Origin of the sequence: Sagittula sp. NFXS13, from assembly GCF_040148795.1 — a bacterium.
Taxonomy (GTDB): Bacteria; Pseudomonadota; Alphaproteobacteria; order Rhodobacterales; family Rhodobacteraceae; genus Sagittula; species Sagittula marina.
Map to the genome: position 1 here is coordinate 365,942 of NZ_JAGEMH010000003.1, position 22,143 is coordinate 388,084.

General features: G+C 60.9%; 25 protein-coding genes, 2 tRNA genes and 1 other RNA gene. 18 read left to right on the top strand and 10 right to left on the bottom strand.

Annotation, left to right across the window (positions count from 1 at the left end; all coding sequences use genetic code 11):
• Positions 1-7 precede the first annotated feature (7 nt).
• Positions 8-1,015: a zinc ABC transporter substrate-binding protein gene (locus J4E08_RS09580; RefSeq protein ID WP_349538274.1), complete on the bottom strand. Its 1,008-nt coding sequence runs from the start codon at positions 1,013-1,015 to the stop codon at positions 8-10.
• An 84-nt stretch (positions 1,016-1,099) separates the two neighbouring features.
• Between J4E08_RS09580 and J4E08_RS09585 the strand changes: the two genes are divergently transcribed.
• Genes J4E08_RS09585 through J4E08_RS09595 form a run of 3 tightly spaced genes read left to right on the top strand, consistent with a single transcriptional unit; the run spans position 1,100 to position 3,131 of the window.
• Positions 1,100-1,585, top strand: coding sequence for a Fur family transcriptional regulator (locus J4E08_RS09585; protein ID WP_183963299.1), 486 nt, complete (start codon positions 1,100-1,102; stop codon positions 1,583-1,585).
• Complete coding sequence (locus tag J4E08_RS09590; protein ID WP_349538275.1) at positions 1,582-2,343, top strand: ATP-binding cassette domain-containing protein; 762 nt, start codon at positions 1,582-1,584, stop codon at positions 2,341-2,343. The genes J4E08_RS09585 and J4E08_RS09590 overlap by 4 nt, the downstream gene beginning before the upstream one ends.
• Entirely contained in the window at positions 2,343-3,131 is a 789-nt protein-coding gene (locus J4E08_RS09595) for a metal ABC transporter permease (RefSeq protein WP_349538277.1), read from the top strand. The genes J4E08_RS09590 and J4E08_RS09595 overlap by 1 nt, the downstream gene beginning before the upstream one ends.
• Positions 3,132-3,931: 800 nt before the next feature.
• Here the strand turns inward: J4E08_RS09595 and J4E08_RS09600 are convergent.
• Positions 3,932-4,015 (bottom strand) — tRNA-Tyr (locus J4E08_RS09600).
• Positions 4,016-4,152: 137 nt separating this feature from the next.
• Between J4E08_RS09600 and rlmB the strand changes: the two genes are divergently transcribed.
• Positions 4,153-4,929: a 23S rRNA (guanosine(2251)-2'-O)-methyltransferase RlmB gene (rlmB, locus tag J4E08_RS09605; RefSeq protein WP_349538278.1), complete on the top strand. Its 777-nt coding sequence runs from the start codon at positions 4,153-4,155 to the stop codon at positions 4,927-4,929.
• An 89-nt stretch (positions 4,930-5,018) separates the two neighbouring features.
• On the opposite strand, the gene J4E08_RS09610 is transcribed toward rlmB, so the two are convergent.
• Positions 5,019-6,326 carry a short-chain fatty acid transporter gene (locus J4E08_RS09610; RefSeq protein ID WP_183963294.1) on the bottom strand — a complete coding sequence of 436 codons (1,308 nt, stop codon included), beginning with the start codon at positions 6,324-6,326 and terminating at the stop codon, positions 5,019-5,021.
• Positions 6,327-6,552: 226 nt separating this feature from the next.
• Between J4E08_RS09610 and J4E08_RS09615 the strand changes: the two genes are divergently transcribed.
• The 5 genes from J4E08_RS09615 (at position 6,553) to J4E08_RS09635 (ending at position 9,864) form a co-directional block, all read left to right on the top strand.
• Positions 6,553-6,873 (top strand): hypothetical protein, encoded by a 321-nt coding sequence (locus tag J4E08_RS09615; protein ID WP_183964069.1) that lies wholly within the window; start codon positions 6,553-6,555, stop codon positions 6,871-6,873.
• A 111-nt stretch (positions 6,874-6,984) separates the two neighbouring features.
• A complete protein-coding gene (gene ribB / locus J4E08_RS09620; protein WP_349538279.1) occupies positions 6,985-8,112 on the top strand; it encodes a 3,4-dihydroxy-2-butanone-4-phosphate synthase in 1,128 nt (375 codons plus the stop codon).
• Positions 8,112-8,660, top strand: coding sequence for a 6,7-dimethyl-8-ribityllumazine synthase (locus J4E08_RS09625; RefSeq protein WP_349538280.1), 549 nt, complete (start codon positions 8,112-8,114; stop codon positions 8,658-8,660). Before ribB ends, J4E08_RS09625 begins: the two co-directional genes overlap by 1 nt.
• A complete protein-coding gene (nusB, locus tag J4E08_RS09630) occupies positions 8,657-9,178 on the top strand; it encodes a transcription antitermination factor NusB (RefSeq protein ID WP_349538281.1) in 522 nt (173 codons plus the stop codon). Before J4E08_RS09625 ends, nusB begins: the two co-directional genes overlap by 4 nt.
• A gap of 362 nt (positions 9,179-9,540) precedes the next feature.
• Positions 9,541-9,864: a hypothetical protein gene (locus J4E08_RS09635; RefSeq protein ID WP_183963286.1), complete on the top strand. Its 324-nt coding sequence runs from the start codon at positions 9,541-9,543 to the stop codon at positions 9,862-9,864.
• A gap of 151 nt (positions 9,865-10,015) precedes the next feature.
• Here J4E08_RS09635 and ssrS read toward each other — a convergent pair.
• The 3 genes from ssrS to J4E08_RS09645 form a co-directional block, all read right to left on the bottom strand.
• A non-coding RNA gene (gene ssrS / locus J4E08_RS24510) (6S RNA) lies at positions 10,016-10,172 on the bottom strand.
• 42 nt (positions 10,173-10,214) lie between these two features.
• Complete coding sequence (locus tag J4E08_RS09640; protein WP_349538282.1) at positions 10,215-10,967, bottom strand: COG3904 family protein; 753 nt, start codon at positions 10,965-10,967, stop codon at positions 10,215-10,217.
• A 114-nt stretch (positions 10,968-11,081) separates the two neighbouring features.
• Positions 11,082-12,377 (bottom strand): hypothetical protein, encoded by a 1,296-nt coding sequence (locus J4E08_RS09645; protein WP_349538283.1) that lies wholly within the window; start codon positions 12,375-12,377, stop codon positions 11,082-11,084.
• 126 nt (positions 12,378-12,503) lie between these two features.
• On the opposite strand from J4E08_RS09645, the gene J4E08_RS09650 reads away from it, so the two are divergent.
• The gene (locus tag J4E08_RS09650) at positions 12,504-12,950 is read left to right on the top strand and encodes an MmcB family DNA repair protein (protein ID WP_349538486.1); all 447 of its coding nucleotides are present in this window, start codon (positions 12,504-12,506) and stop codon (positions 12,948-12,950) included.
• Between the two features lie 13 nt (positions 12,951-12,963).
• Here J4E08_RS09650 and J4E08_RS09655 read toward each other — a convergent pair whose 3' ends face one another.
• Positions 12,964-13,251: a hypothetical protein gene (locus J4E08_RS09655; protein WP_349538284.1), complete on the bottom strand. Its 288-nt coding sequence runs from the start codon at positions 13,249-13,251 to the stop codon at positions 12,964-12,966.
• A 139-nt stretch (positions 13,252-13,390) separates the two neighbouring features.
• Entirely contained in the window at positions 13,391-13,609 is a 219-nt protein-coding gene (locus J4E08_RS09660; protein ID WP_183963280.1) for a DUF6324 family protein, read from the bottom strand.
• A gap of 268 nt (positions 13,610-13,877) precedes the next feature.
• Here J4E08_RS09660 and J4E08_RS09665 point away from each other — a divergent pair.
• The 4 genes from J4E08_RS09665 (at position 13,878) to J4E08_RS09680 (ending at position 16,672) form a co-directional block, all read left to right on the top strand.
• Positions 13,878-13,954 (top strand) — tRNA-His (locus J4E08_RS09665).
• Positions 13,955-14,462: 508 nt separating this feature from the next.
• Positions 14,463-14,891: a hypothetical protein gene (locus tag J4E08_RS09670; RefSeq protein ID WP_349538285.1), complete on the top strand. Its 429-nt coding sequence runs from the start codon at positions 14,463-14,465 to the stop codon at positions 14,889-14,891.
• 51 nt (positions 14,892-14,942) lie between these two features.
• Positions 14,943-15,893 (top strand): L,D-transpeptidase family protein, encoded by a 951-nt coding sequence (locus tag J4E08_RS09675; protein ID WP_349538286.1) that lies wholly within the window; start codon positions 14,943-14,945, stop codon positions 15,891-15,893.
• Positions 15,890-16,672 carry an extensin-like domain-containing protein gene (locus J4E08_RS09680; RefSeq protein WP_349538287.1) on the top strand — a complete coding sequence of 261 codons (783 nt, stop codon included), beginning with the start codon at positions 15,890-15,892 and terminating at the stop codon, positions 16,670-16,672. Before J4E08_RS09675 ends, J4E08_RS09680 begins: the two co-directional genes overlap by 4 nt.
• Positions 16,673-16,762: 90 nt before the next feature.
• Here J4E08_RS09680 and J4E08_RS09685 read toward each other — a convergent pair whose 3' ends face one another.
• A complete protein-coding gene (locus J4E08_RS09685; RefSeq protein ID WP_349538288.1) occupies positions 16,763-17,305 on the bottom strand; it encodes a peroxiredoxin in 543 nt (180 codons plus the stop codon).
• 280 nt (positions 17,306-17,585) lie between these two features.
• Between J4E08_RS09685 and J4E08_RS09690 the strand changes: the two genes are divergently transcribed.
• From J4E08_RS09690 to hpaH, 3 genes are read left to right on the top strand one after another with little or no spacing between them, the layout of a single operon-like run.
• Positions 17,586-18,980, top strand: a complete 1,395-nt coding sequence (locus J4E08_RS09690) for a pyridoxal phosphate-dependent decarboxylase family protein (protein WP_349538289.1) — start codon at positions 17,586-17,588, stop codon at positions 18,978-18,980.
• A gap of 1 nt (position 18,981) precedes the next feature.
• A complete protein-coding gene (locus tag J4E08_RS09695) occupies positions 18,982-19,836 on the top strand; it encodes a fumarylacetoacetate hydrolase family protein (protein ID WP_349538290.1) in 855 nt (284 codons plus the stop codon).
• Entirely contained in the window at positions 19,833-20,630 is a 798-nt protein-coding gene (gene hpaH / locus J4E08_RS09700; protein WP_349538291.1) for a 2-oxo-hept-4-ene-1,7-dioate hydratase, read from the top strand. Before J4E08_RS09695 ends, hpaH begins: the two co-directional genes overlap by 4 nt.
• A 26-nt stretch (positions 20,631-20,656) precedes the next feature.
• Here the strand turns inward: hpaH and J4E08_RS09705 are convergent, their stop codons facing one another.
• Complete coding sequence (locus J4E08_RS09705; RefSeq protein ID WP_349538292.1) at positions 20,657-20,956, bottom strand: DUF6476 family protein; 300 nt, start codon at positions 20,954-20,956, stop codon at positions 20,657-20,659.
• Between J4E08_RS09705 and J4E08_RS09710 the strand changes: the two genes are divergently transcribed.
• On the top strand, positions 20,955-21,977 hold the full coding sequence (locus J4E08_RS09710) for an RluA family pseudouridine synthase (protein ID WP_349538293.1): 1,023 nt from the start codon (positions 20,955-20,957) through the stop codon (positions 21,975-21,977). The two genes, J4E08_RS09705 and J4E08_RS09710, sit on opposite strands and share 2 nt — an antisense overlap.
• The last annotated feature ends 166 nt before the right edge of the window (positions 21,978-22,143 follow it).

Sequence of the window (22,143 nt, forward strand, 5' to 3'; positions counted from 1 at the left end):
CTCGGTCTTATTGCGTGGCGCAGTCGGCTATACGGGTGGCGAGGTCTTCGATGAGCGCAGGATAGAGGTCCGCGCCGCGTGGCAGGTCGCTGCCGAGAGGGTCCAAAACAACGCGGGGCGTGCCTTCGGGGGCCACCGCGTCCAGCAAACGCGCGTCCGTGCCCGGCTCCGTCAAGATGCAGACAGGCGGCTCCTCTGCCAAGTGATCACGCAGCTCGGCAAGACGCGCGGGTCCAGGCGCCGCATCATCCCCATCCGACAAAGCGCCGATCAAGGTCAGCTCGAAAGCCTTCTCGAAATATTGAAATGCATCATGAGATGTCGCAAGCGGCCGGTTCTGAACGGCGCTGAGAGTCGACTTGGCGGCGTCTCTCGCGGCTTTGATGCGCGCGGCCCCTTCGGAAGCGTTGGCCTGATAGCTGTCGGCATTTTCAGGATCAATCTCCGCCATGGCATCGGCGATGGCGTCCAGCCAGATCAAAGCGTTTTCGGGCGAGAGCCACATATGCGGATCGTAGGCCGCATCGGAATGGTTGTGGTCATCGTGATGCTCAGCGGTATGACCGTCGTGATCGTCGTGATCGTCGTGATCGTCGTGATCGTCGTGCGCGGCCGGGGCGCCGTGATCATGATCGTCCATCAAGCTGCCCTCGCGAAATGCCAGATGGAGCGTGCCTGCCACATCCGACAGCACGATCTGACGCGCGTTCGGGGCAAGGGCTGTGAATTGGTCCTCAAGCCCCGGTGAAAGCTCCGGCCCGATCCAGACCACCAGACTGGCATTGCCAATTGCACGCGCCTGGCTGGGCTTCAGTGCAATGGAATGAGCAGAACTTGCAGGGGTCCAGAGCAGGGCAACCTCCGCGTCATCGCCGCTGACCATTGACACCAGGCTGTGCACCGGGGGAATGTCCGTGACGCTGAGCAGCTCGTCTGCCAGAGCCATCGGTGCGCCCAGTGTCAGAACGGCGGCGCTGGCTGTAAGCGTGCGGAGCAGGGAGGGCATGAGGGGCATGATGGCGTTCCTTCTATCCATTCGCGCCGCTTGTAGTGAGTTACAGGATAACATATCAAGCCCAAAATGACGGAGGCTTCAACCATGGATATCAAGAGCTTCGAGGCGCATGACCACAAGCACTGCATCAAATCGGGGCTGAAAGCTGCCGAAGACATATGCGCCGAACGCAAGGCGCAGCTGACTCCTGTGCGCCGTCGCGTGTTGGAAATCTTGCTTGAGGGGCACCGCGCGATGGGGGCCTACGAGGTGCTTGACCATCTGCGGGCCGAGGGCCTGGGATCGCAACCGCCGGTGGCTTACCGCGCGTTGGATTTCCTCGCGGCGAATGGGTTGGTGCACCGCATCGAGCGGCTGAATGCGTTCATTGCCTGCAGCACGCCGGATGTAGACCACGCGCCGACCTTTCTGATTTGTCGCGAATGTTCGACAATCGCGGAAACCCCGGCGCCACGGGCCGGTCGTGTTGTGCGAAATGCCGCGCAGGAAGTGGGCTTTCATGTTGAAAAGGTTGTGATTGAGGCCGAGGGCCTGTGCCCCGCCTGCCACGAGAGCGAGGCGGCGGAGTGACGCGTGAAGGTGCGCTGATCCGTTCCGAAGGGCTGAGTATCCGCCACGGCGGACGAGAAGTGCTTCGCGATGTTAGCTTTGCAATCGAAGCCGGGGAAATTGTCACGGTTGTGGGCCCGAACGGGTCTGGCAAATCAACGTTGTTGAAGGCCCTGATCGGGGCGCTGCCCCCTGCAGCGGGTCGTGTGACACGCCGTGCCGGGCTGCGGCTTGGGTATGTGCCCCAGGGGTTGCGGCTTGATCCGTCAATGCCGATGACAGTCGGGCGGTTTCTGAACCTTCCGAAACGCGTGGCCGAGGAGGGTCGTACGCGGGCACTGGCAGAGGCCGGGGCGCAAGGGTTGGAAGATCGCCCTCTGACCGCGCTGTCCGGGGGCCAATTTCAACGTGTGTTGTTGGCGCGTGCGCTGCTTGATCGGCCGGAACTGCTGATCCTTGATGAGCCGACCACCGGGTTGGACCAGCCGGGACAGGCTGCTTTTTACCAGCGGCTCGAAGATGTGCGGAACAGTTTGGGCTGCGCTGTCTTGATGGTCAGTCACGAACTGCATGTGGTGATGAGCGCCAGTGACCGTGTGCTGTGCGTCAACGGCCATATCTGCTGCGAGGGGCGGCCTGAAGTCGTGGCGCAGGCCGAGGAATATCGCGCGCTGTTTGGCACAGGGACCGGCGGCGCGCTGGCCCTGTATCGCCACGAACATTCGCACCGGCATGACGAGACCTGTGAACTCGATCACACCCACGGAGAAGACGCCTGATGTTGGACGACTTTTTGGTCCGTGCGGTGCTGGCCGCGGTCGGAGCGGCCTTGGCAGCGGCGCCGCTTGGCGTCTTTGTGGTCTGGCGTCGCATGGCCTACTTCGGTGACGCTACGGCCCATGCGGCGGTGCTGGGCGTGGCGCTGGCCTTGGCGCTTTCCGTGCCGATTTTTGCGGCGACCCTGGCCACAGCGTTGCTGATGGCCTTGACCGTGGCGTGGCTGTCAGGGCGAGGGCATAGCGCGGATCTGGTGCTTGGCGTCGCGGCGCATGGCGCGCTTGCCCTTGGTCTTGTGGCCGTCAGCCTTGTGGAGGGGCCGCGACTTGACCTCGAATCCTATCTGTTTGGCGATATCCTTGCCGTCACAAAGCGAGACCTTGCGGTGATCTGGGGCGGTGGCGCCGTCGTGGCCGTTTTGATCGGCTGGCGTTGGGCGCGACTGGTGACCTCAACCGTGTCCGAAGACCTTGCTTGGGCGGCAGGAATCAACCCCAAGCGAGAGCAGTTGACCCTCATGCTTGCGCTGGCCTTGGTTGTAGCTGTGGCGCTGAAAGTGGTCGGTGCGCTTTTGATTGGTGCATTGCTGATCATCCCGGCAGCGGCGGCGCGGCCATGGTCGCGCACCCCGGAAGGCATGCTGGCGGGCACGGCGGCGCTTGGCGTTCTGTCGGCGCTAGGGGGCCTGTGGGGGGCTTGGGTCTTTGACACGCCCGCCGGCCCGAGTGTGGTTTGTGCCGCAGCGTTGTTCTTTGCGGTCAGCTTTTTGGCCGGGCGGCGCGCCGAATAGCCCTGCGCGGAGCGACATGAAATTCCCCGATCATCTGATGTCGGGAGTGGTTGTGTGGTGATTTTGTGTGGTTCCGCACGCTCGTTCAAATCACTTGGCTTTTAAGGGCTATGGTGGCCACGCTGTCTAATGTCGACGTCGCGGGTTATTGAGGCCGTTGATGTACGGGAAGATGACTGTCGCCCAGACATGGAAGATATCGACCGTCAATTTCCGGTAGAGCCATGATAGAGGTTTCGGCAAATGGTTCGCCAACAGCCTCGAGAGGCTTGCAAATGCAGGCGACATCGTCCGTGACGACCAGTGAGCCTTATGCGATTGGTGCCGATCCACAGCCGGAGCACAAAGTGTACTCCTATGTTGGATAAAAGAGGTGAATTCCTCATCCAGCCTCTTTGCAACAGCGTCGTCCCGCGCAACGCGCACGATTTTGCGGTCCATCTTGGTGGAGACGCATTCGACTCGATCTTGCAGTTCAGAAGATAAAGACAGGACATCTGGACCGAGATACATAGCGAATACCGTCGTCATAGGTCGCGGTATTTGTTTCAATCCATGTGGTGAGCGTATGACACGCGGCCGTCCGGATTCGGGCGTTTATGCTCAAGAGCGGAAATCCAACGCCTATTTAACGTGCTGCGGGACCTGGAGCTGGCAAAGATGGCGCTCGCGTTCAGGCAGTAATGATTGTGGTTCCGTCAGCATATCCATGCCTGCAAAGCCTCCAGAAGTACCGAAAATCGGACTGTGAACGCTTATTGCTGCAAGAAGCTCATTTAGATTTTGCTCTCTTGCAAAAATGGTGGGCGACCCTGGAATCGAACCAGGCGTGCGTCTCCGCGAGGGAGTTACAGTCCCCTGCCACACCTTGCGGCCTGTCGCCCACCGTGCGTTCCGAAGCATGTCGCCTCGGAGCGTGGGGGGCTGATTACAGCCGACCCTCGGGGGCGTCAACAAGAAAAATTCTTGGAATCCGACAAATGCACAGGCAAGAGGGGCGCAACGCAAAAAGGGCAGGTTCATGGCGAAGAAACCGAAGTGGGTGGTAGAGAAGGAACAGGCGCGAAAGGCCTCTGCGGCGGAGACCGTCTGGCTTTTCGGCCACCATGCGGTGCGGGACGCGCTGATGAACCCGCGACGAGAAAAGCTGCGGTTGATCCTGACGCCCAACGCCGCGGATAAATTGGCAGACGCGGTGGCAGAGGCCGGCATCGAGCCGGAGATTTCGGACCCCCGCCGCTTTAGCGCCCCGCTCGACCCGCAGTCCGTACACCAAGGCGCCGCGCTTGAGGTCAAACCGCTGGATTGGGGGCGGCTGGAAGATGTGGCGATCAGTGGTGAAGGGGTCTTGCGCCTTGTGCTTCTGGACCGTGTGACGGACCCGCATAACGTCGGAGCGATCCTGCGCTCGGCGGAGGTGTTCGGCGCGCAAGCGGTGATTGGAACACGACACCACGCGGCGCCGGAAACGGGCGCCTTGGCAAAAACCGCCTCTGGTGCGTTGGAGCGTCAACCTTATCTGCGGGAACGCAACCTGGCGGACACGATCACGTCGCTTCAGGAGATTGGGTATCTGGTGCTGGGTCTTGATGGTGAAGCGGAGTTGACCATCGAAGAAGCGGTGACCGGCAAGCTTGAGAAACCCATCGCTTTGGTGCTGGGGGCTGAGGGGCCGGGGTTGCGTCCCAAAACACGCGAGACCGTGGATATGCTGGTCAAGATTCCGTTCGCGCGCGAGTTTGGGTCGCTGAACGTGTCGAACGCCGCCGCTGTCGCGCTCTATGCGGTCAAAGGCTGATCGTTTCGCCGAATGGGCGCGCCCGCTTGATAAAAAGAACGACCGCCCGGCTTGCTACCGAGCGGTCGTTTTTTAGTAGGTGCCTGTTGTCAGAGGAACGTCAGCCCCACGGAGATGACAACCCCGGACAGGATCAGGTGCACAACGCAAAAGCCCATGATGTCCTTGGCTCGCAAACCGGCGATACCAAGAATCGGCAGGGCCCAGAAGGGCTGCACCATGTTTGTCCAGGCGTCGCCCCAAGCGACTCCCATCGCGGTGCGCGCGATGTCGGCACCCAGCGCCTCAGCCGCTGGCAGGATGACCGGCGCCTGCACTGCCCATTGGCCGCCACCTGAGGGCACGAAGAAGTTCACGATCCCTGCTGAAATGAAGGACCAGAAGGGCAGGGTGGCGGCAGAGGCCAGGCCTACAAGATGCTCTGAAATGCTGGCCGCGAGCCCGGACTGCACCATGATTGCCATGATCCCGGCGTAAAACGGAAACTGGATCACGATGCCCGCGCCGCCCTTTACCGCGTCAGTCAGGGCGTTGAGCAGGTTCTTTGGTGTGCCGTGCAGCAAAATGGCGAGCGTCAGGAACAAGAAGTTGATGACGTTCAGTGACAGCCCGCCGCCGGTGGCGAAATACTGGATCAGCCAGGCTGCTCCGCCCGCTCCGACCAGCACCGACAAGACCACGCTGTTTTCCAAACGTTCCGCCGGAGTTGGGTTTTCCGGGCGTGAGTAGCTGTTTTCCTCCAGCAGAGCAGGGTCGATGTAAACGGCCTCTTCTTCCTTTGGCATCATTGCGCGGTTGACCAATGGCACGACAATGAACAAGGCCGCGACGATGCATATGTTGAAGAGCGCAAAAATGGTGTCAGAGGTTGGTACGATCCCGATGATATCGGCAAACGGGTGGCCTTCGGTCGCGACGGACAGCGGAATGGATCCGGCAAGGCCACCGTGCCAGACGATGAAACCGGAATAAGCTGACGCCACCAATAGCCGGTAATCCACCTTGATCTTGCGCGCCAATTCCTTGGCGAACAATGCGCCGACCACAAGCCCGAAGCCCCAGTTGATCCAGGAAGCCGCCAGCGACACCAGGCTGACCAGAAGGATCGCGCCGCCTGCGCTCTGCGCCAGTCCCGCAAGCGCGGCCAACCCTCGGCGGACGAGCGGTGTCGATGCCATCATGTAGCCTGTGACCAGGACCAGGAGCATCTGCATGGAAAAGGTCAGCAGAGACCAGAAACCGTCTCCCCAATAGGTGATGACCTCAAGGGGGCCGGTGCCTTGTGTCAGGACAGCGGCAAGACCTGCGGCCAGGGTCAGGACCAGAACAAAAACAAATGGATCAGGCAGATAGCGGTCCACGATCCGAACCATGGGTCGAGATATGAAAGCGAGCATGCAGCTCTCCTTTAAGCAAAATTCCAGAGATCCCGTCTGAAGTACCAATGACAGGGTCTCGTGGGAAGCATCTACCTTGCCGGGTGTTGGTGGCTTCGAAAAGATCTGAGCGTGTGGCCGGCGTCCTTGCCCTGGTGTATGCGTCGCGGACGATAGGTGGTCCGACGTTGGGCGTATTGGGCGCTGCGACTTGAAATCAGCTCCACTGCTTGCCTATCTGCTGAGTATGCCAAACACCAAGATCGCCACTTGCTGCTATTGCGGCACCCGCGCGGCCCTCGTCCTGAAGGGGGAGGCGAGCCATGAACTGGCCTGTTCCTCTTGCGGGGCGCCGCTGCATGACCTGAAGAAACTTCGCAGCGATGCCGTGGACAAGGCCGCGCATAAAGTGCCGCGAAAAGGGCGAAAGGGTCATCGCACGGCCGCGCAGTCGCCGTTGGATCTTGTGGAAATGGCGTTGCGCAAGACGAAAAAGAAGAAGGCCAAGCGCAAGCGCAAAGGTCTGCTGCACGAGGCTTTCGACCTGATCGAGGATATCTTCGACTAAGGCTGCGCGGTCATTGAGCGTGGCAGATAAACTGCGCTGATGCAGGCGCGGGCCCTCTGGCCTTTCGTGGCGCTCTGGCGTATTTCGCCATTGATCAGGAGGCGAGGTGCCATGAGCGATTACGAGACCCCGGGTGAAGTGGAACAGAACTGGCGTGATGCGATCTCGTCTGTCGAGGAAATCATCGACGATGCGCGCAACGGGCGCATGTTCATCCTTGTCGACCACGAAGACCGCGAGAACGAAGGCGATCTTGTGATCCCCGCGCAATGGGCCACGCCGGATGCCATCAACTTCATGGCGCTGTACGGGCGCGGGTTGATCTGTCTGACGCTGAGCGCAGATCGTATTGAAGAGCTTGGGCTTTCTCTCATGTCGACGAACAATTCGTCACGTCATGAAACGGCTTTCACCACCTCCATCGAAGCGCGCGAAGGTGTGACGACAGGCATCTCGGCCGCGGACCGCGCGCGCACGGTGCAGGTGGCCATCGACGCTAGCAAAGGACCGCAAGACATTGCTACGCCGGGCCATGTCTTTCCGCTGCGCGCCAAGCGCGGTGGGGTGCTGGTCCGTGCGGGGCACACAGAGGCTGCCGTCGACGTGTCACGTCTGGCCGGGTTGAACCCGTCGGGGGTGATTTGCGAGATCATCAATGACGACGGCACCATGGCGCGGTTGCCGGAACTGGTGACATTTGCGCAACGTCATGGGCTGAAGATCGGCACGATTTCGGACCTGATCTCCTATCGCCGCCGTCACGACAACCTCGTGAAAATAGCCAAGGAAGAAGACATCACCTCCGAGTTTGGCGGCGACTGGCGATTGCGCATCTATACCGACGAGACGCATGGCGACGAGCATATCGTTTTGATAAAAGGCGATATTTCTGGTGATGCGCCCGTTCTCGTCCGGATGCACGCACAAGACCCGCTGCTGGACGTTGTAGGCACCGGCCCTGTTGGGCGCGCCGACGAGTATCGCAATGCGATGCGGGCTGTTGCCGAAGAAGGCCGCGGCGTTGTGGTGTTGCTGCGGGACACCGCGATGAAGCTGGATGTGGGCGAGGAAGTGTCGCCCAAGACACTGCGTCAATACGGCCTTGGTGCACAGATTCTGTCGTCGCTGGGACTGTCAAAGCTGATCTTGCTGACCAATTCGCCAAAGCCGAAGATTGTCGGACTTGAGGCCTATGGCCTCGACATTGTGGAAACCCGCAAGATCTCGGAGCTGGGCTGATGGCATCGAACGAAACGCATTATACTTTACCAAGCCCGGAAATCGACAAGTCGGTTAAGATCGCGATTGTGGTGGCGCCATACTACAAGGACATCGCCGACCAACTTGTTAAAGGTGCGGTCTCTGAGGTCGAAGCCGTGGGCGGCTGGTACGAGATCATCGAAGTGCCCGGCGCGCTGGAGGTGCCTTCGGCCATCGGCATCGCAGAGCGGCTGTCGAACTTCGACGGCTACGTTGCGCTGGGCTGCGTTATCCGGGGCGAAACAACGCATTACGATACTGTTTGCAACGATAGCTCACGAGCTCTGACGCTTTTGGGCTTGCAGGGGCTGTGCATCGGTAACGGTATCCTCACGGTGGAAAGTTATGATCAGGCTGCGGTGCGGGCTGATTCAGAAGGCCAGAACAAGGGCGGCGGCGCGGCAGCGGCAGCGCTGCATCTCATTGCTTTGTCACAGAAATTTGGCAGCCAGCGCAAGGGTGTTGGCTTCAAGCCTGTCAGTGGCGAATACCAGGTGGCGGGCGACGGAAAGGGACCGGTTGCATGACCGAAGAAGAGACGAACAACGAGACTGCGCCCGAGGCCGCCACGCCCAAGCCGCTGTCGGGCAACCAAAAGCGTAAGATGCGCTCTGCCTCGCGGCTTTATGCGGTGCAGGCGTTGTACCAGATGGAAGTGGGCGAAGCCGGGCTGGATCGGGTCAAGACGGAGTTTTTGAACCACCGGTTTGGCATGGTTACCGACGAGGGTGACGAGTTCATCGACGGCGATATTGATTTGTTTTCCAATGTCTTGAAAGAGGCAGTGAACTGGCAGGCGAAGGTCGACCAGATGACAGATCGTGCCTTGGTGGCTAAGTGGCCTATCGGGCGCATCGACTCTGTTTTGCGCGCTCTGTTCCGCGCGGCGGGCGCCGAATTCGTCGCCACGGATACGCCGCCCAAGATCGTTATCGTAGAATATGTGGACGTGGCCGCGGCCTTCTTTCCAGATGGAAAAGAGCCAAAATTTGTGAACGCTGTGCTGGACCACATGGCGCGCGAGGCCAAGCCAGAGGCATTCTGAAACGGTTAACGACCGTCAACACTGATACGAATTAATGCACCGCGCGGTGGGGTTAACCTGCCGCGCGTTTACGTTTTGGCGTGGGGTGTTGCGCGCTGCGCGGTCTGTTGGAAACCTTTTGAAGCGTCATGTTGGCGATTTTTTAATCGAAATGGAGGAGCGTTTACCTGCGAACCGACCGGTTTTCAGGGGCAAACCGGTCGGTTGTTAACCTTTTGGTGTGACGTTGCGTCAAAAATGGTAAATCCCGTGGCGCGGCGCGTGATGTCTTGCGGATTTGGTCTGGCGGGGTGCGGCAAGAGGTGCGCTTGCTTTTGTGCTGGCCGGATTTACCTTGTGTATTGATCGTAACGGAGGCGACCATGCCGAAACTCATCAAGATGTACATCACCCACTGCGTTGCCGGGTTCGGTCTGTCGGCGCTGTTTGTTGGTGCCCTGCTGTTTTACAACATCGCGAACCTTGGGCATCTGGTTAGCACGTCGCCTGTTGGCTGGATTGCTGTTGGTATGCTGTTCTTTGGGAATGGGATCGTCTTTGCGGGTGTGCAGTTTGCCATCTCCATCATGCGAATGGGCGAAGGCGACGGTCCGTCCGGTGGCCGTCGCGCACCGCGTATCACTGGTGAACGTGCGCGGGTGACGGCTGAGGCCGCGCCACGCCGGGATGTTCTGCGTCGTAGCTAAATCCAGACATGAGAGCTTACGAGCGGCATTCAGGCGACTGGATGCCGTTTTTGTGTGAACAGTGCATCGTGCAGATATGTTCAGGCGTGTCAGGTTTCGAAAGGCGCTGTGCCGATGTCCGCCGCCGCAAAACTCCCGAAGAAATTTTGCGGCGGGAACCACCTCGACCGTCTGGGTGACGCATTCCCGAGGACCTGTATATACAGGTGGGCGCCAGGTAGTATGACCACGGCCATAGCAGAGCCAGCTCCCTCGGAGTTGCTTAAGGCCACCGGAATGTACCCGTGTGACGAGAAGGGCAGAACCCGCCTGTCACGCAGGTAAGTCGCGCAAGGCGCGCTGGCAAGGGGTTAGCTGTCGGAAGGGTTCACGAAATTGTAACGCTCAAGCTCTTCGGGCAGCAGAATATAGATTTCATCGGCAGGCGTGGCGAGCGCGTGACGCATCACGCGGACATCGATCCCCATGTCGTCGAGGTAGGACATAACCTCTGCCTGACCGCGTTGAATGTCGTCGATGGCCGTAAACGCGGGCAGGAAGGTGTTTTCCCCAAAGCTATGTTGATGCACGCCGATGGAGGCGTTGGCCTCTGCCGTGCGGGTTTCTCCGCCGGCATACAGATAGGGGCAGGCGGAGTAGCAGATTTCCCCCGACAGGACCGTGGTGGCAATGCCGCGGTCGCGCAGATGCCGACCGATGTCGAGCGCGTCGCGGACCGAGCCGCCCGGGGATTGCAGCACGAGATCCGTGACGGGAGGGTCTGCGGCGTCGATTTGTGGGATCAGGCGCGCTGCGTCTTCGGCGGCGATTTGACCTTCGAGTCGCCATTGTGCGTCTTCAAACGTCAGAGTGAGCCGATCGGGAAGCTCGCCGGGATTGCGCGCGGGCTGGGTCGAGGGTCGGTCGCGTGACGGGTTGAACGTGCGCCGCTGATCGCCGGGGCGAACCGGATCCGACAGGCGTGGCGCGTTCGGCTTCAGGAAGGGCAGGGACAAGGGGGCGTCGCGGATGTCGCCAAGGATCAGCAGCGCGCCGATCAGAAGCTGAAACACCAGTACGGCCCCGAGGGTGCGCGCGATAGGATGGGGGGAGGTGTCAGCCATTGGGGCGCTCTGTGGATCTGGCCGGCGGGCCGCTCGCCTTGAGGTCTTGGTGAACCGTTGCCTCCGCAGCCCGATTGGACCGCAGAGTTTCTGAGTGTGCGGGGGTTGCTGAGATCATTCGGCGGCAGCCTTTGTCTCGGGTGCGGCGGCTCTGGTCGGGGGCGAGTCCGGGGTGGGTTGTGCGGCGGCGAGGGCTTCGACATCCCGCAGGGCGCCCACGGCTGCGCGCAGTTCGGCAAGCGTCATGGTGTCCTCGATCCCGGTGCCATCGCGGCTGTTGCGGATGGCCCCGTGCGTGATGGCGAGGATGAAGACCAGAACGGCGGGCAGAAGGTCGATGGCGATGGCTCCGGCCCAGCTTGGCACAAAGTTGCGGGCGTAGAGGATGACTGCATCTGCGGCAGAAATTGGGGTGTAGGTGACGTCCGTGGCCTGTTCCAGCGATTGTACGGTTTGAGCTGCGCGTTCAAGCGTGGCTGCACGCTGGCCCAGCACTTCGAGCACGGAGGTGATGGTGGCGGACTGATCGGCACGGCCTGCAGCGGTAGTGCTGTCCAGCTCGGGCAACACGACCGAGGCCGCGAGGTCTTGGGCTGCTCGCTCCACCAGTGGCGCGACGGAGAGCTGGCGGAGTTGCGTGATCAGGCCCTGAAGGCGAACGGCGGCTTCGGAAAACTCGACGGAGCGGGCTTCCACATTGCCGGGTTCGACGGTGAGGGCGCGCATCCGGGACAGGATTGTGTTGCCCTCGGTAAAGCTGCTTTCAACGAGCGGGGTTTGCGCGGCGATCTGGGTTTCCAGCGCCTGCAACTCGGCAGATTTCTGGCGCAGCACGCGAAAGACTGCGCCGCGACCGGCGAGGCCCGAGAGGGAGCCAGCGGCCTCCTGTTCGGAGAGGTCTTCGAAAGACTGGCGGGTGCGGGACACATCGCGTTCGAGGGCCTGACCGGTGAGGGCAATTTCGTGCGCGCGCTCCAGCGCCACTTGGTAATCCTGTACGGTCTTGGCGAGATGTTGTTCGACGGCGGCAGACCCGGCCAGCGCGGCGGCGTTCAGCCAAGACGACATGGCAACGATGGCGAGGCTGCCGATGCCCATCGCGCCCAGCAGGCCGGCGCGGGCACGATTGGTGCGCACAGCCGGAAACAGCCGCATCAGATAGGACCAAAACACGAAGATGCCCACAGAGACGGCCGTGGAATAGGCGATGGCGGCAAAAACAGACATGGCGCCGTTGTCGTCCAGCAGCGAGGACACGCCGAGATAGGTGTAAATGCCGGAGGCGACGGAGAGCACGCCAAGCGCCGTGCCAGAGAACGTGTCGAGCCAGTTGATATGGGCTTCGAGTTCGCGCGCATAGCGCACGCCCTGGGCGGCGTTGCGGGTCAGGGGGGCGTCGTCAGGCTGCATCGTGTCTCCGGGAATGGCTGTTTGGAAAGATGTCGTTTTGTCAGGGATTTGCAAGCAGTGGCCCGGCTGGGTTGCGTTTGTTCATGAAATGTCCATATTCTGAGCATGGAATTGCATGTAGATCCGATGGAGCCTGTTCTGACCCCTGGCCAGCTTTTGGCGCGCGGGGTGTCGCGGCATATGAGCAGCCTTGGCTTTGCCACGGTGGAGGAATTTGTGCCGGACAGGGGGCTGCGGGTCGATGTGATGGCGCTTGGGCCGAAAGGCGAGTTGTGGATCATCGAATGTAAATCGTCACGCGCGGATTTCATGAGCGACGGCAAGTGGCAGGGCTATCTGCCGTGGTGCGACCGCTATTTCTGGGCGGTGGATCAGGCGTTCGACACGGATCTGCTGCCAGAGGACACCGGGTTGTTGATCGCCGATGGCTATGACGCGGAAATTCTGCGCATGGGCCCGGAAGCCAAGATCGCTCCGGCGCGGCGCAAGAAACTGGTGCAAAAGTTCGCCTTTTGCGCGGCGCGGCGGTTGCAGGGCTTGCGCGATCCCGGCGCGGGATTGCAGTGGGGTTAGGTGTGCGGCTCGGTCAGGGCGGGTCCGAAACGGTGAAGCCATGTGCCCCGATTGCCAGGTTTACTGCAGGTGGCGAGAGCGGATGCGGCACCCGATCCGTCGCGCGATGGATGTCTATCGCGTCGGACCCGAGACAGTAGCCCGCCACGGACCACAGGAAGACCGAGCTGTGGTGTTGGGAGGTCATGGACGTGGGCGGCAGGATCAGCCCCAGCGCGGGGGTCAGCGCAAAGAGCGCGCGCCCTCCCCGAAGGTGAAACAGGCCGCGCGCCTCAAGCGGTGCAGATTTTCCTGCATTCACAGCGCGTTGGCATAGGAACTGGTATGCTTGCGTTCGATGGAGTGGGCACCTTACGCGCGCAGTGCGTTTATCGCCACAAAGTTGAAGACGCAAAACACAATCGACCAAGTGGCCATGCGGTCAAGTAACATGGAGGTGGTTACTTGCGCTTGCCCTTGCCAGGCTTGCCTGCCGCGGACATCTGGCGTGCGGTTTCGGCAGCGGCGCGCAGTTCCTCCGCGATGTCGTCGGCCTCGTCCGGTTCGAAATCCATCGGAATCTCCAGATCGCCAGCAAACATGAACAGCCGTACCATACCCTTATCGGTCGGCCCGATCTGGAGGTTTGCTTCGATGTCGGATTCGTCGTTGATGCCCATTGTCCTGCCCCTTGACGGTCGTTGTGCCAGTTAGCGCGCAGAGGGATTTATTGCAAGGAGAGAGGCCGTTCCACCGAAGCTGCATTTGGCAGGCAGGGAAGGGGATGCGCTCGCTGGAGACCTTCGGCGGCGACCCGATTTGGCGAAGGTCTATTTCGGTGCGACGGGCTTCAAACGGCGGATGGAGCCAAAGCTGTGGCCAAGATTGAAAATTTTGCCGGATTCGCGCTTGCAATCATGGTAGGGTCTCTGTAAATCGCCTGCCAGTGCCGCCTTAGCTCAGTAGGTTAGAGCGCCTGATTGTGGATCAGGAGGTCCCCCGTTCGAGCCGGGGAGGTGGTACCATTACTCTCCCAAAGTCATGACACTTCGTTTGCCAGTTACTCGAGGGCGTGGCTTTGTCGTGCCGGGACGCTCAGGATGGTCCGTCACGGGAGACGAGCACTGATTGGACGGCTGGACCCGGATGGATTTCCGCCTTTCTGACAAGATCGCCGATGATGTTTCCCGAAGTATGTTGGTTCCCGTGCTGGAGCAGGCTATCGCGGTGCATGAGTGGCGGCGGCTTCCGTGAGATCTTGGGGAACTTGAAGCATGTCAAGGGTTTGGCCGTTTGGGGCCAGTATTTGAAGCGGCTGTGCGACCATCGCGAAGCTGCTGTGAGGGAAGCCGTCTTGGGACTAGCTGACAGCGCGTTTTGGACGTCAGTTAAATTTTAACCAAGGTCTTATTCTTTCAACCCGGCGCGGTTGCCGTGGCGAAGGTCTGGTGGCAAGATGGCACAGTCTCAAAATCGTTTTAGAACAGAGGCTTGGTCGTGCCTGCGACGTTATGCGTGGGGTGGAATGCTGCAATGCAGCGAAAAAAAGGAACGTTTCCTTTCCGAATGTGGTTGTATGAGATGACCACAGGAGGTTCACGAATGTTCCAAGATATGATGAAGGCCACGACGGATTGGCAAAAAGTGGCGCTGTCCACTTCTCAGATGATGCTGTCGGCGGGGGTGGTGGTTCAGACGCGGATGGCCCAGATGGCAATGGGTGTGATGAAACCTCAGGAATTCACCCGCATGGTGCTTGAGAAGCCCTCAGCCTTTGCGCGCGGAGGTGAGATGGCAATGCGCGCCATGTCCGGCAACAAAGGGTACGCCATCGTGATGGCGGAGGCTTTGAAGCCAATTGAGGCAAGTGCAAGCGCCAATGCGCGACGTTTGTCCGGAGGCAGTGCAGCCAATGCACTTGCCTCGCCCCGTAAGAAGACCCGTAAACCCAAGAGCGGCTGAACCATATGGGGGTTCACGCGTTGGGGAGCTCCGACACATGGAGCACCTTAAATGCGCACCCTCACTCTGATTTTTCCGTTCTTGCTTGCCAGCCCCGCCTTGGCACTGACCCCAGAGGAGGTTCAGGTTGCGACCTACACCGGTGGTACGCTGCCCGAAGGGCAGTCCGGTCTTACGATGAAGTTGCAGATCTTGCTGGACCGTGCGGGGATCTCTCCCGGTGTGATTGATGGCTACAAGGGCGGTATGAGCGAAAGCGCCTTGCGGGCCTTTGAACAGCGCGAAGGCCTGCCGGTGGATGGGATCCTGGACCCTGAAGTTTGGATTCTGCTGGGGGGCAACACGGCTGAACCCGTTTTAGGGCAATATAGCGTAACGGCGGAGGATGTGTCCGGTCTGACCGCCTCTATCCCGGACAACGTTCGGGAAAAGGCGCAAATGAACGAGCTTGGTTACCTGCGTGTGTCCGAGAGGCTGGCCGAACGGTATCACATGGATGAAGACGCCCTGATCGCCATGAACCCTCAGGCGGTTTTTGCGGCGGGAGAGACCATCGTGGTGGCCAATCCCGGTGCATATGTCGAAGGTACGGTGGATCGTATCGAGATCCACAAGGGGTCGCAGCGCGCCGTGGCGCTGGACGCGGGCGGCGCAGTGCTGGCGAACTATCCGGTGGCAATCGGATCGAACAGCACGCCGTCGCCCTCTGGCACGATGCAGGTGAAGGCCGTCGCCATGAACCCAACTTACAGCTACAACCCGGACGTAAACTTCGAGGCCGATGGCGTCGAAGAAGCGCTGACGCTTCCGCCGGGTACGAATGGCCCGGTGGGGTCCGTCTGGATCGATTTATCGAAGCCCACCTACGGTTTGCACGGCACGGATTCCCCGGCGGAGTTGTTCGAAAACCATAGCCATGGCTGCGTGCGCTTCACCAACTGGGACGTGACCGAGCTGGCGCACATGGTGTCCGACGGCGTGTCCGTGGAGTTCCTGGAGTGAGACGCTGGGGTTTGATCCTGTGTTTGAGCGCTGTGCCGGTCTGGGCGCAAGAGGGGCCGGAGGAGTCGCTTCGTCCAAAGGCGCGCATCGTCGAAGCAGAGACGCCAGATGTCGAGGTGCCCGCGGAGGAGGCCCTGCCTGGCGGAGCCAATGAAGAGGCCTTGCCAAAAGGCATGCGGGACGAGTTGCGGGTCGATGATACCGAATATGCGGTATGCCTCGCAGCACTTGACCGCATGGGAGTGACGTACACCGAAGTTGATCCGATTATTCCCGACGATGACGCGGATTGCGGCATTCTTCGTCCGCTGGAGGTGACGGAGATCGCGCCGGGCGTGGCCGTGACCCCGCCGGCGGTGATCCGGTGCGAAACAGCGGAAGCGATGGCTCTTTGGGTGCACGATTTCGTCCTCCCCGCAGCTCAGCGGCTAGAGGAGCGGGGCGCACTGACCGAGGTCAGGAACGGCTCCGGCTATATCTGTCGTCGGCGCAACAATGCGGCCGATGGCAAGCTGTCGGAACATGCGTTTGGCAACGCTGTGGATGTTATGGGTTTCACGTTCGAGAATGGTCCGCCCATCCCCGTTGAGCCGCGCGAGGCGCAGGGATCAATGGCGGAAGCCTTTCAGGATGCGGTCCGCGCCTCGGCATGCATGGAGTTCACCACGGTGCTGGGGCCGGGCTCGAACGCGTCGCATGACGATCACCTGCATCTGGATGTCATCCGGCGCACGCGCGGGTGGCGGCTGTGTGAGCAGGGCGGCGCGACCTCGGATTGACGCGACCCCCGCGGCCATAAAAAAGCCCCGCCGGTAATTGGCGGGGCTTTCTCGTGCCCTTGAGCCGCGAGGGAGCGGCTTTCGGATAAGTTACTCGGCGGCGACGGCCTGCGTCAGGTGTGCCAGCAGAGTTTCGGGTGAGGATTCGCCATAAGGGTCGTCGGGGCAGTTGTCCATCAGGCCCGGCTCTTCGAACCATGCCTCGACCACACCGTCATTGATGATGGCCGCATAGCGCCAGGAGCGCGGACCGAACCCAAGGTTATCCTTGTGCACCAGCATGCCCATCTTGCGGGTGAATTCGCCGGAGCCATCTGGGATGACCTTCACGTTTTCGATGCCCTGCGCTTTGGCCCACTGGTTCATCACGAAGCTGTCGTTGACGGACAGGCAGTAGATTTCGTCGATGCCCTGTGCCTGGAAATCGCCGAAGTTGTTTTCGAATCCGGGGAGCTGGTAGGTCGAGCATGTGGGCGTGAACGCGCCGGGCAGGGAGAAGAGGATCACGCGCTTTCCAGCGAAGTAGTCTGCGGTGGATTTGTCTTCCCAGCGGAAGGGGTTGGGCCCTTCGATGCTGTCATCACGGACGCGGGTGCGAAAGGTGACGTCGGGGAGTTTGGTGCCGGTTTTCATCGGTCTCTCCTGTTCGCTACATTGCAGTTGTCTGACCCGTGAGTGCGCGGGATGCTGCACTGCGTCAATGCGTTGCGAATGCATAGCGGCTATGCGCTGGGCGGTTTCGTCCATAGTGGTCAGTCCGCATGCAGCGCTGCGGCATTTTCAAGCGGGTGGCGTACTTGTGGTTAACATGTTAAGTGTTTGCATGAGGGGTATGTGAGCTCGACGCAGAGGGGAAGCTGACTTTGGCGTCGGGAGCAGCTCAAAGCAGGACGGTTCGCCGTAGGAGGTCATGATGGATTGGGAGGAGTTCGCCCGTTGGGGGGAGCGCGCGGCGCAGTTTGGTGCCGATTATCACGAGGGCTTGAGAGACCGGCCTGTGCGTCCGGATGTGGCGCCGGGCGAGGCGGCTGCGCTCTTGGCGGATGTCCCCCCTGAGGCGGGCGAAGCGATGGAGGCAATCTGGGCCGATTTCCTCGACATCGTTCCCGAGCGGCTGACCCATTGGCAGCATCCGAGGTTCTTTGCCTACTTTCCCGCCAACGCCGCGCCGGTGTCCATGCTGGCGGAGATGCTGGTGAGCGTCATGGCACCGCAATGCATGTTGTGGCAGACTTCTCCGGTGGCGACCGAGATGGAAGGCGTCATGGTGGACTGGCTGCGTCAGGCGGTGGGCCTGCCTGAGGGGTGGTCTGGTGTGATCCAGGATTCGGCATCCTCCGCCACTCTATCCGCAGTATTGACCATGCGTGAGCGGGCCTGCGACTGGTCGGGCAATCGAGAGGGGCTGTCCGCCAAGGGCGCTTTGCGCGTTTATGTGTCTGAGCAGGCGCATTCGTCGGTGGACCGCGCTTGTTGGGTGGCGGGGATCGGTCAGGACAATCTGGTCAAGCTGCCCAGTGTAGGCGCGCCGACCTTTGGCGTCAATGCAGTGGCTCTGCGGCGGGCCATCGCCGAGGATCGCGCGGCAGGACACGTTCCCGCCGGGATCGTGGCGGTCACGGGCGGCACCGGCATCGGCGCATGGGATGATCTGGCGGCGGTCGGTGCCGTGGCCGCCGAGGAGGGGCTTTATCTGCATTGCGATGCGGCCTGGGCCGGGTCAGCCATGATCTGCCCAGAGATCCGCGACGAGATGTGGCGTGGAATAGAGACGTGCGATTCCGTTGTCTTCAACCCGCATAAATGGCTTGGGGCGCAGTTCGATTGCTCTGTCCAGTTCCTGAAAGACCCGCAGCAGCAGGTGGATACGCTGGAGATCGCGCCGGAGTACCTCAAGACCTCCGGTGCGGAGGTGGTGAACTACTCTGAATGGACGATTCCGCTCGGGCGTCGGTTCCGGGCGCTCAAGTTATGGTTCTTGCTGCGTTATTACGGGCTGGAGGGGCTTCGTGCACGTATGCGCAATCATGTGGCATGGGCGGGTAAGGTTTGCTGCGCCTTGCGCGATCATGGCTTTGAGATCGTGACGGAGCCGATCCTGTCGCTGTTCACCTTCCGGGGGCCGGGGGATGATGCAGCGCAGCAACGTCTGGTGGATGCGATCAATGCGGACGGTCGGATCTATGTGACGCAAGGCATGCACGCGGGCCGGAGGGTTGTGCGCTTTCAGGTTGGGCAGTTCGACTGCACGCGGGACGATGTGATGATGGCGGTCGACGTGATCGCCGAGATTTCAGGGAGACAATAGGATGGTGAAATTCGTCAGTTTTACCCATGACGGCGCAGCTAAATTCGGGCTTTGGACCGAAGATGGTCTGGTCGATCTGACTGGATTTGAAAGTCATTCAGGGCTGCGGCAGGTGATCAAGGCTGGGTCGCTCAAGGCGCTTGCACAAGCGGCCACGGGGCGCCCGGCGGAAATCGCGCATTCGGATGCGATTTTGGAAATCCCGGTGCGCGATCCGGAGAAGATCATTTGTGTCGGGGTCAACTTTCCCGACAGGAATGCGGAGTACAAGGATGGACAGGAAGCACCGGGGCGGCCGTCGCTTTTTATCCGCTTTGCGCGGTCATTTGTCGGTCATGGCAGCGCCTTGGTGCGGCCCCCGGAGTCCGAACAGCTCGATTACGAAGGCGAGGTCACCATCGTCATCGGCAAAGGCGGGCGTCGCATCGCGCGGGAAGACGCCTATGACCACATCGCGGCGATCACCCTGTGCAACGAGGGAACGGTTCGCGATTGGGTGCGCCACGCAAAATTCAACGTGACGCAGGGCAAGAACTGGGATCAGAGCGGATCCATCGGTCCGTGGCTGGTGCCGTTTACCCATCCTTCGCAACTTGATGATATCGCCTTGGAAACCCGCGTGAACGGCGAGGTGCGGCAGAAGGATCGAACGGGGCGGATGCTGTACGATTTTCGCTATATCGTGAACTACGTCAGCACGTTCACCACGTTGGTGCCCGGCGATGTGATCGTCTGCGGAACGCCCACCGGCGCAGGCGCGCGGTTCGATCCGCCGGTCTGGCTCAAGCCCGGTGACGTGATCGAGGTGGAAGCCGAGGGAATTGGTGTGCTGCGCAATACGGTGGTGGATGAATGACGGACGAGGAAATTCACGCTGCGGCACAGGCGCTTTTGGCGGCTGAAGACACGGGGCGCCAGATCGGGCTTTTGTCGGTGCAGTATCCGGGCATGACGATGGATGACGCCTATGCGGTTCAGGCGGCGCTTATGACGGCAAAAAGCGTAGCGGGCCGCAAGGTCATCGGCTGGAAGATCGGTTTGACATCAAAGGCGATGCAGGACGCGCTGAAGATCGACACCCCGGATTCGGGCGTGTTGTTCGATGACATGGTGTTCGAGTCCGGCGGCGTGGTGCCGGAAGGGCGTTTCATTCAGCCTCGTGTAGAGGCGGAAATCGCTTTCGTCATGAAGGCGCCCTTGGAGGGAAATGTGACACGGGAGCAGGTCGTGGCGGCGACGGATTTCGTCTGCCCGTCGCTGGAGATCCTCGACACACGGATCTTTCGCGCCGACCCTTCGAGCGGCAAGACGCGCGTCATCGTGGACACGATTGCCGACAATGCGGCCAACGCCGGGATTGTGCTTGGCAATCAGCGACATGACCCGCGTCTCGTGGACCTGCGCTGGGCGGGAGCGATTGTGGCGCGCGATGGCGAGGTGGAGGAGACGGGTCTTGGAGCCGGCGTGCTCAACGATCCCGTGATGGGCATCGTCTGGTTGGCGAAACGCATGGGGGTCTATGGTCAGTCAATCAAGCCGGGGCAGGTCATCCTGTCGGGGTCTTTCATCAGGCCCGTGGAATGCCCGCCGGGCTCACATGTGGAGGCGGATTTTGGCGCCTTTGGCCATGTGGAGGTCAGCTTTGCCTGACGCACATGCATTTGGTGGAAATGCTATTATTCTATATTTATCGTTTGGCGCAGACGTCCGGTGGCGCGGTCAAAAATGAGGATTTGATCGTCGTTCGTCACTACGGCGTACCAGTCCGAACCTTGGGTGTAGGCGGTGGCCTGCGTTCCGTCGGGCAGTGTGATGAGCTCTGGCAGAGGGGCCTGTGCCTTGCTATAGCGCAGCCAAAGCAGGCTGGCGATTGCGATGATCCCGGCCATCATCACCACCATGAGCAGCGTCACCATGGCTTGCAGGATGCGCAGGCTGCGGGGGGGCTGATACTCAGCAGTCTCGGGAGCGTCCATGGAGCGCCTTTGTGTCACGATCACGGCCAACCCGCCGCCGCGTCTTGATAAGGCGCTGGCGCGCGATGTGCCAGAGGCTGCGTCCCTGTCGCGCACCCGCCTGTCCAAATTGATCGCCGAAGGCGCGGTGACACGCGGCGGCGAGGTGTTGACCGATGCGAAAGCGCGCGTCGCCGAGGGTGACGTGATCGAAATCGCGGTGCCGGAGGCGGTGGATTATGATGTGCTGCCGCAGGATATTCCGCTGTCCATCGTTCATGAGGACGCCGATCTGATCGTGGTGGACAAGCCTGCAGGGATGGTGGTGCATCCGGCGCCTGGGTCGCCGTCAGGAACGCTGGTAAACGCATTGCTGCACCACTTTGGCGGAGAGCTGTCGGGTATCGGCGGCGAGAAGCGTCCCGGCATCGTGCACCGCATCGACAAGGACACCAGTGGGCTTTTGGTCGTGGCTAAGTCCGACCGGGCGCACCATGGCCTTGCGAAACAGTTCGAGAAACACACTGCCCGTCGCGCCTATCTGGCGCTGGTGCACGGGGTGCCGGATCTGGCGGACCCACGCCTGATCGGCACGCGGGGCGTGTCCACCGCGCCGGGGGGCGAGATCAGCATCACCTCCGGCCTCGGGCGGCACAGGACAGATCGACAGCGCCAAGCGGTGTTCTTTGACGGGCAGGGACGGCACGCGATCACCCATGCCAAACCGTTGGAGACCTTTGGAGACCCTGCTTGCCTGACGCTTGTGGAATGCCGGTTGGAGACGGGGCGCACGCATCAGATCCGTGTGCATATGGCACATGCGGGCCATGCGCTGGTCGGCGATCCGGTTTACGGTGGTCGGCGCAAGCTGAAGGAAAGCGCGTTGTCGGCGCAGGGCTTTGCCTCGGCCAACGCATTTGATCGTCAGGCGCTGCACGCGGCGGAGCTGGGCTTTGTTCATCCCGCGACGGAGGAGGAAATGCTGTTCTCCTCGCCGCTGCCGCAGGACATGGCCGAGATGCTGGCGGCGCTGCGCGGCTGACAGCGCTCTCGTTCCGCCGTCATTCCTTTGCAGAAAAGCCGACGAGAACCTCCCTTTGGGGCGGTTCTTTCTTATGTCTCCCCGAAAGCTGATAAAAAATGTCAGAAAAGAAGGCGGGCTGTGCGCACATGCACGTTAGATCGTGTTACAACGCCTTTCTTTCGGA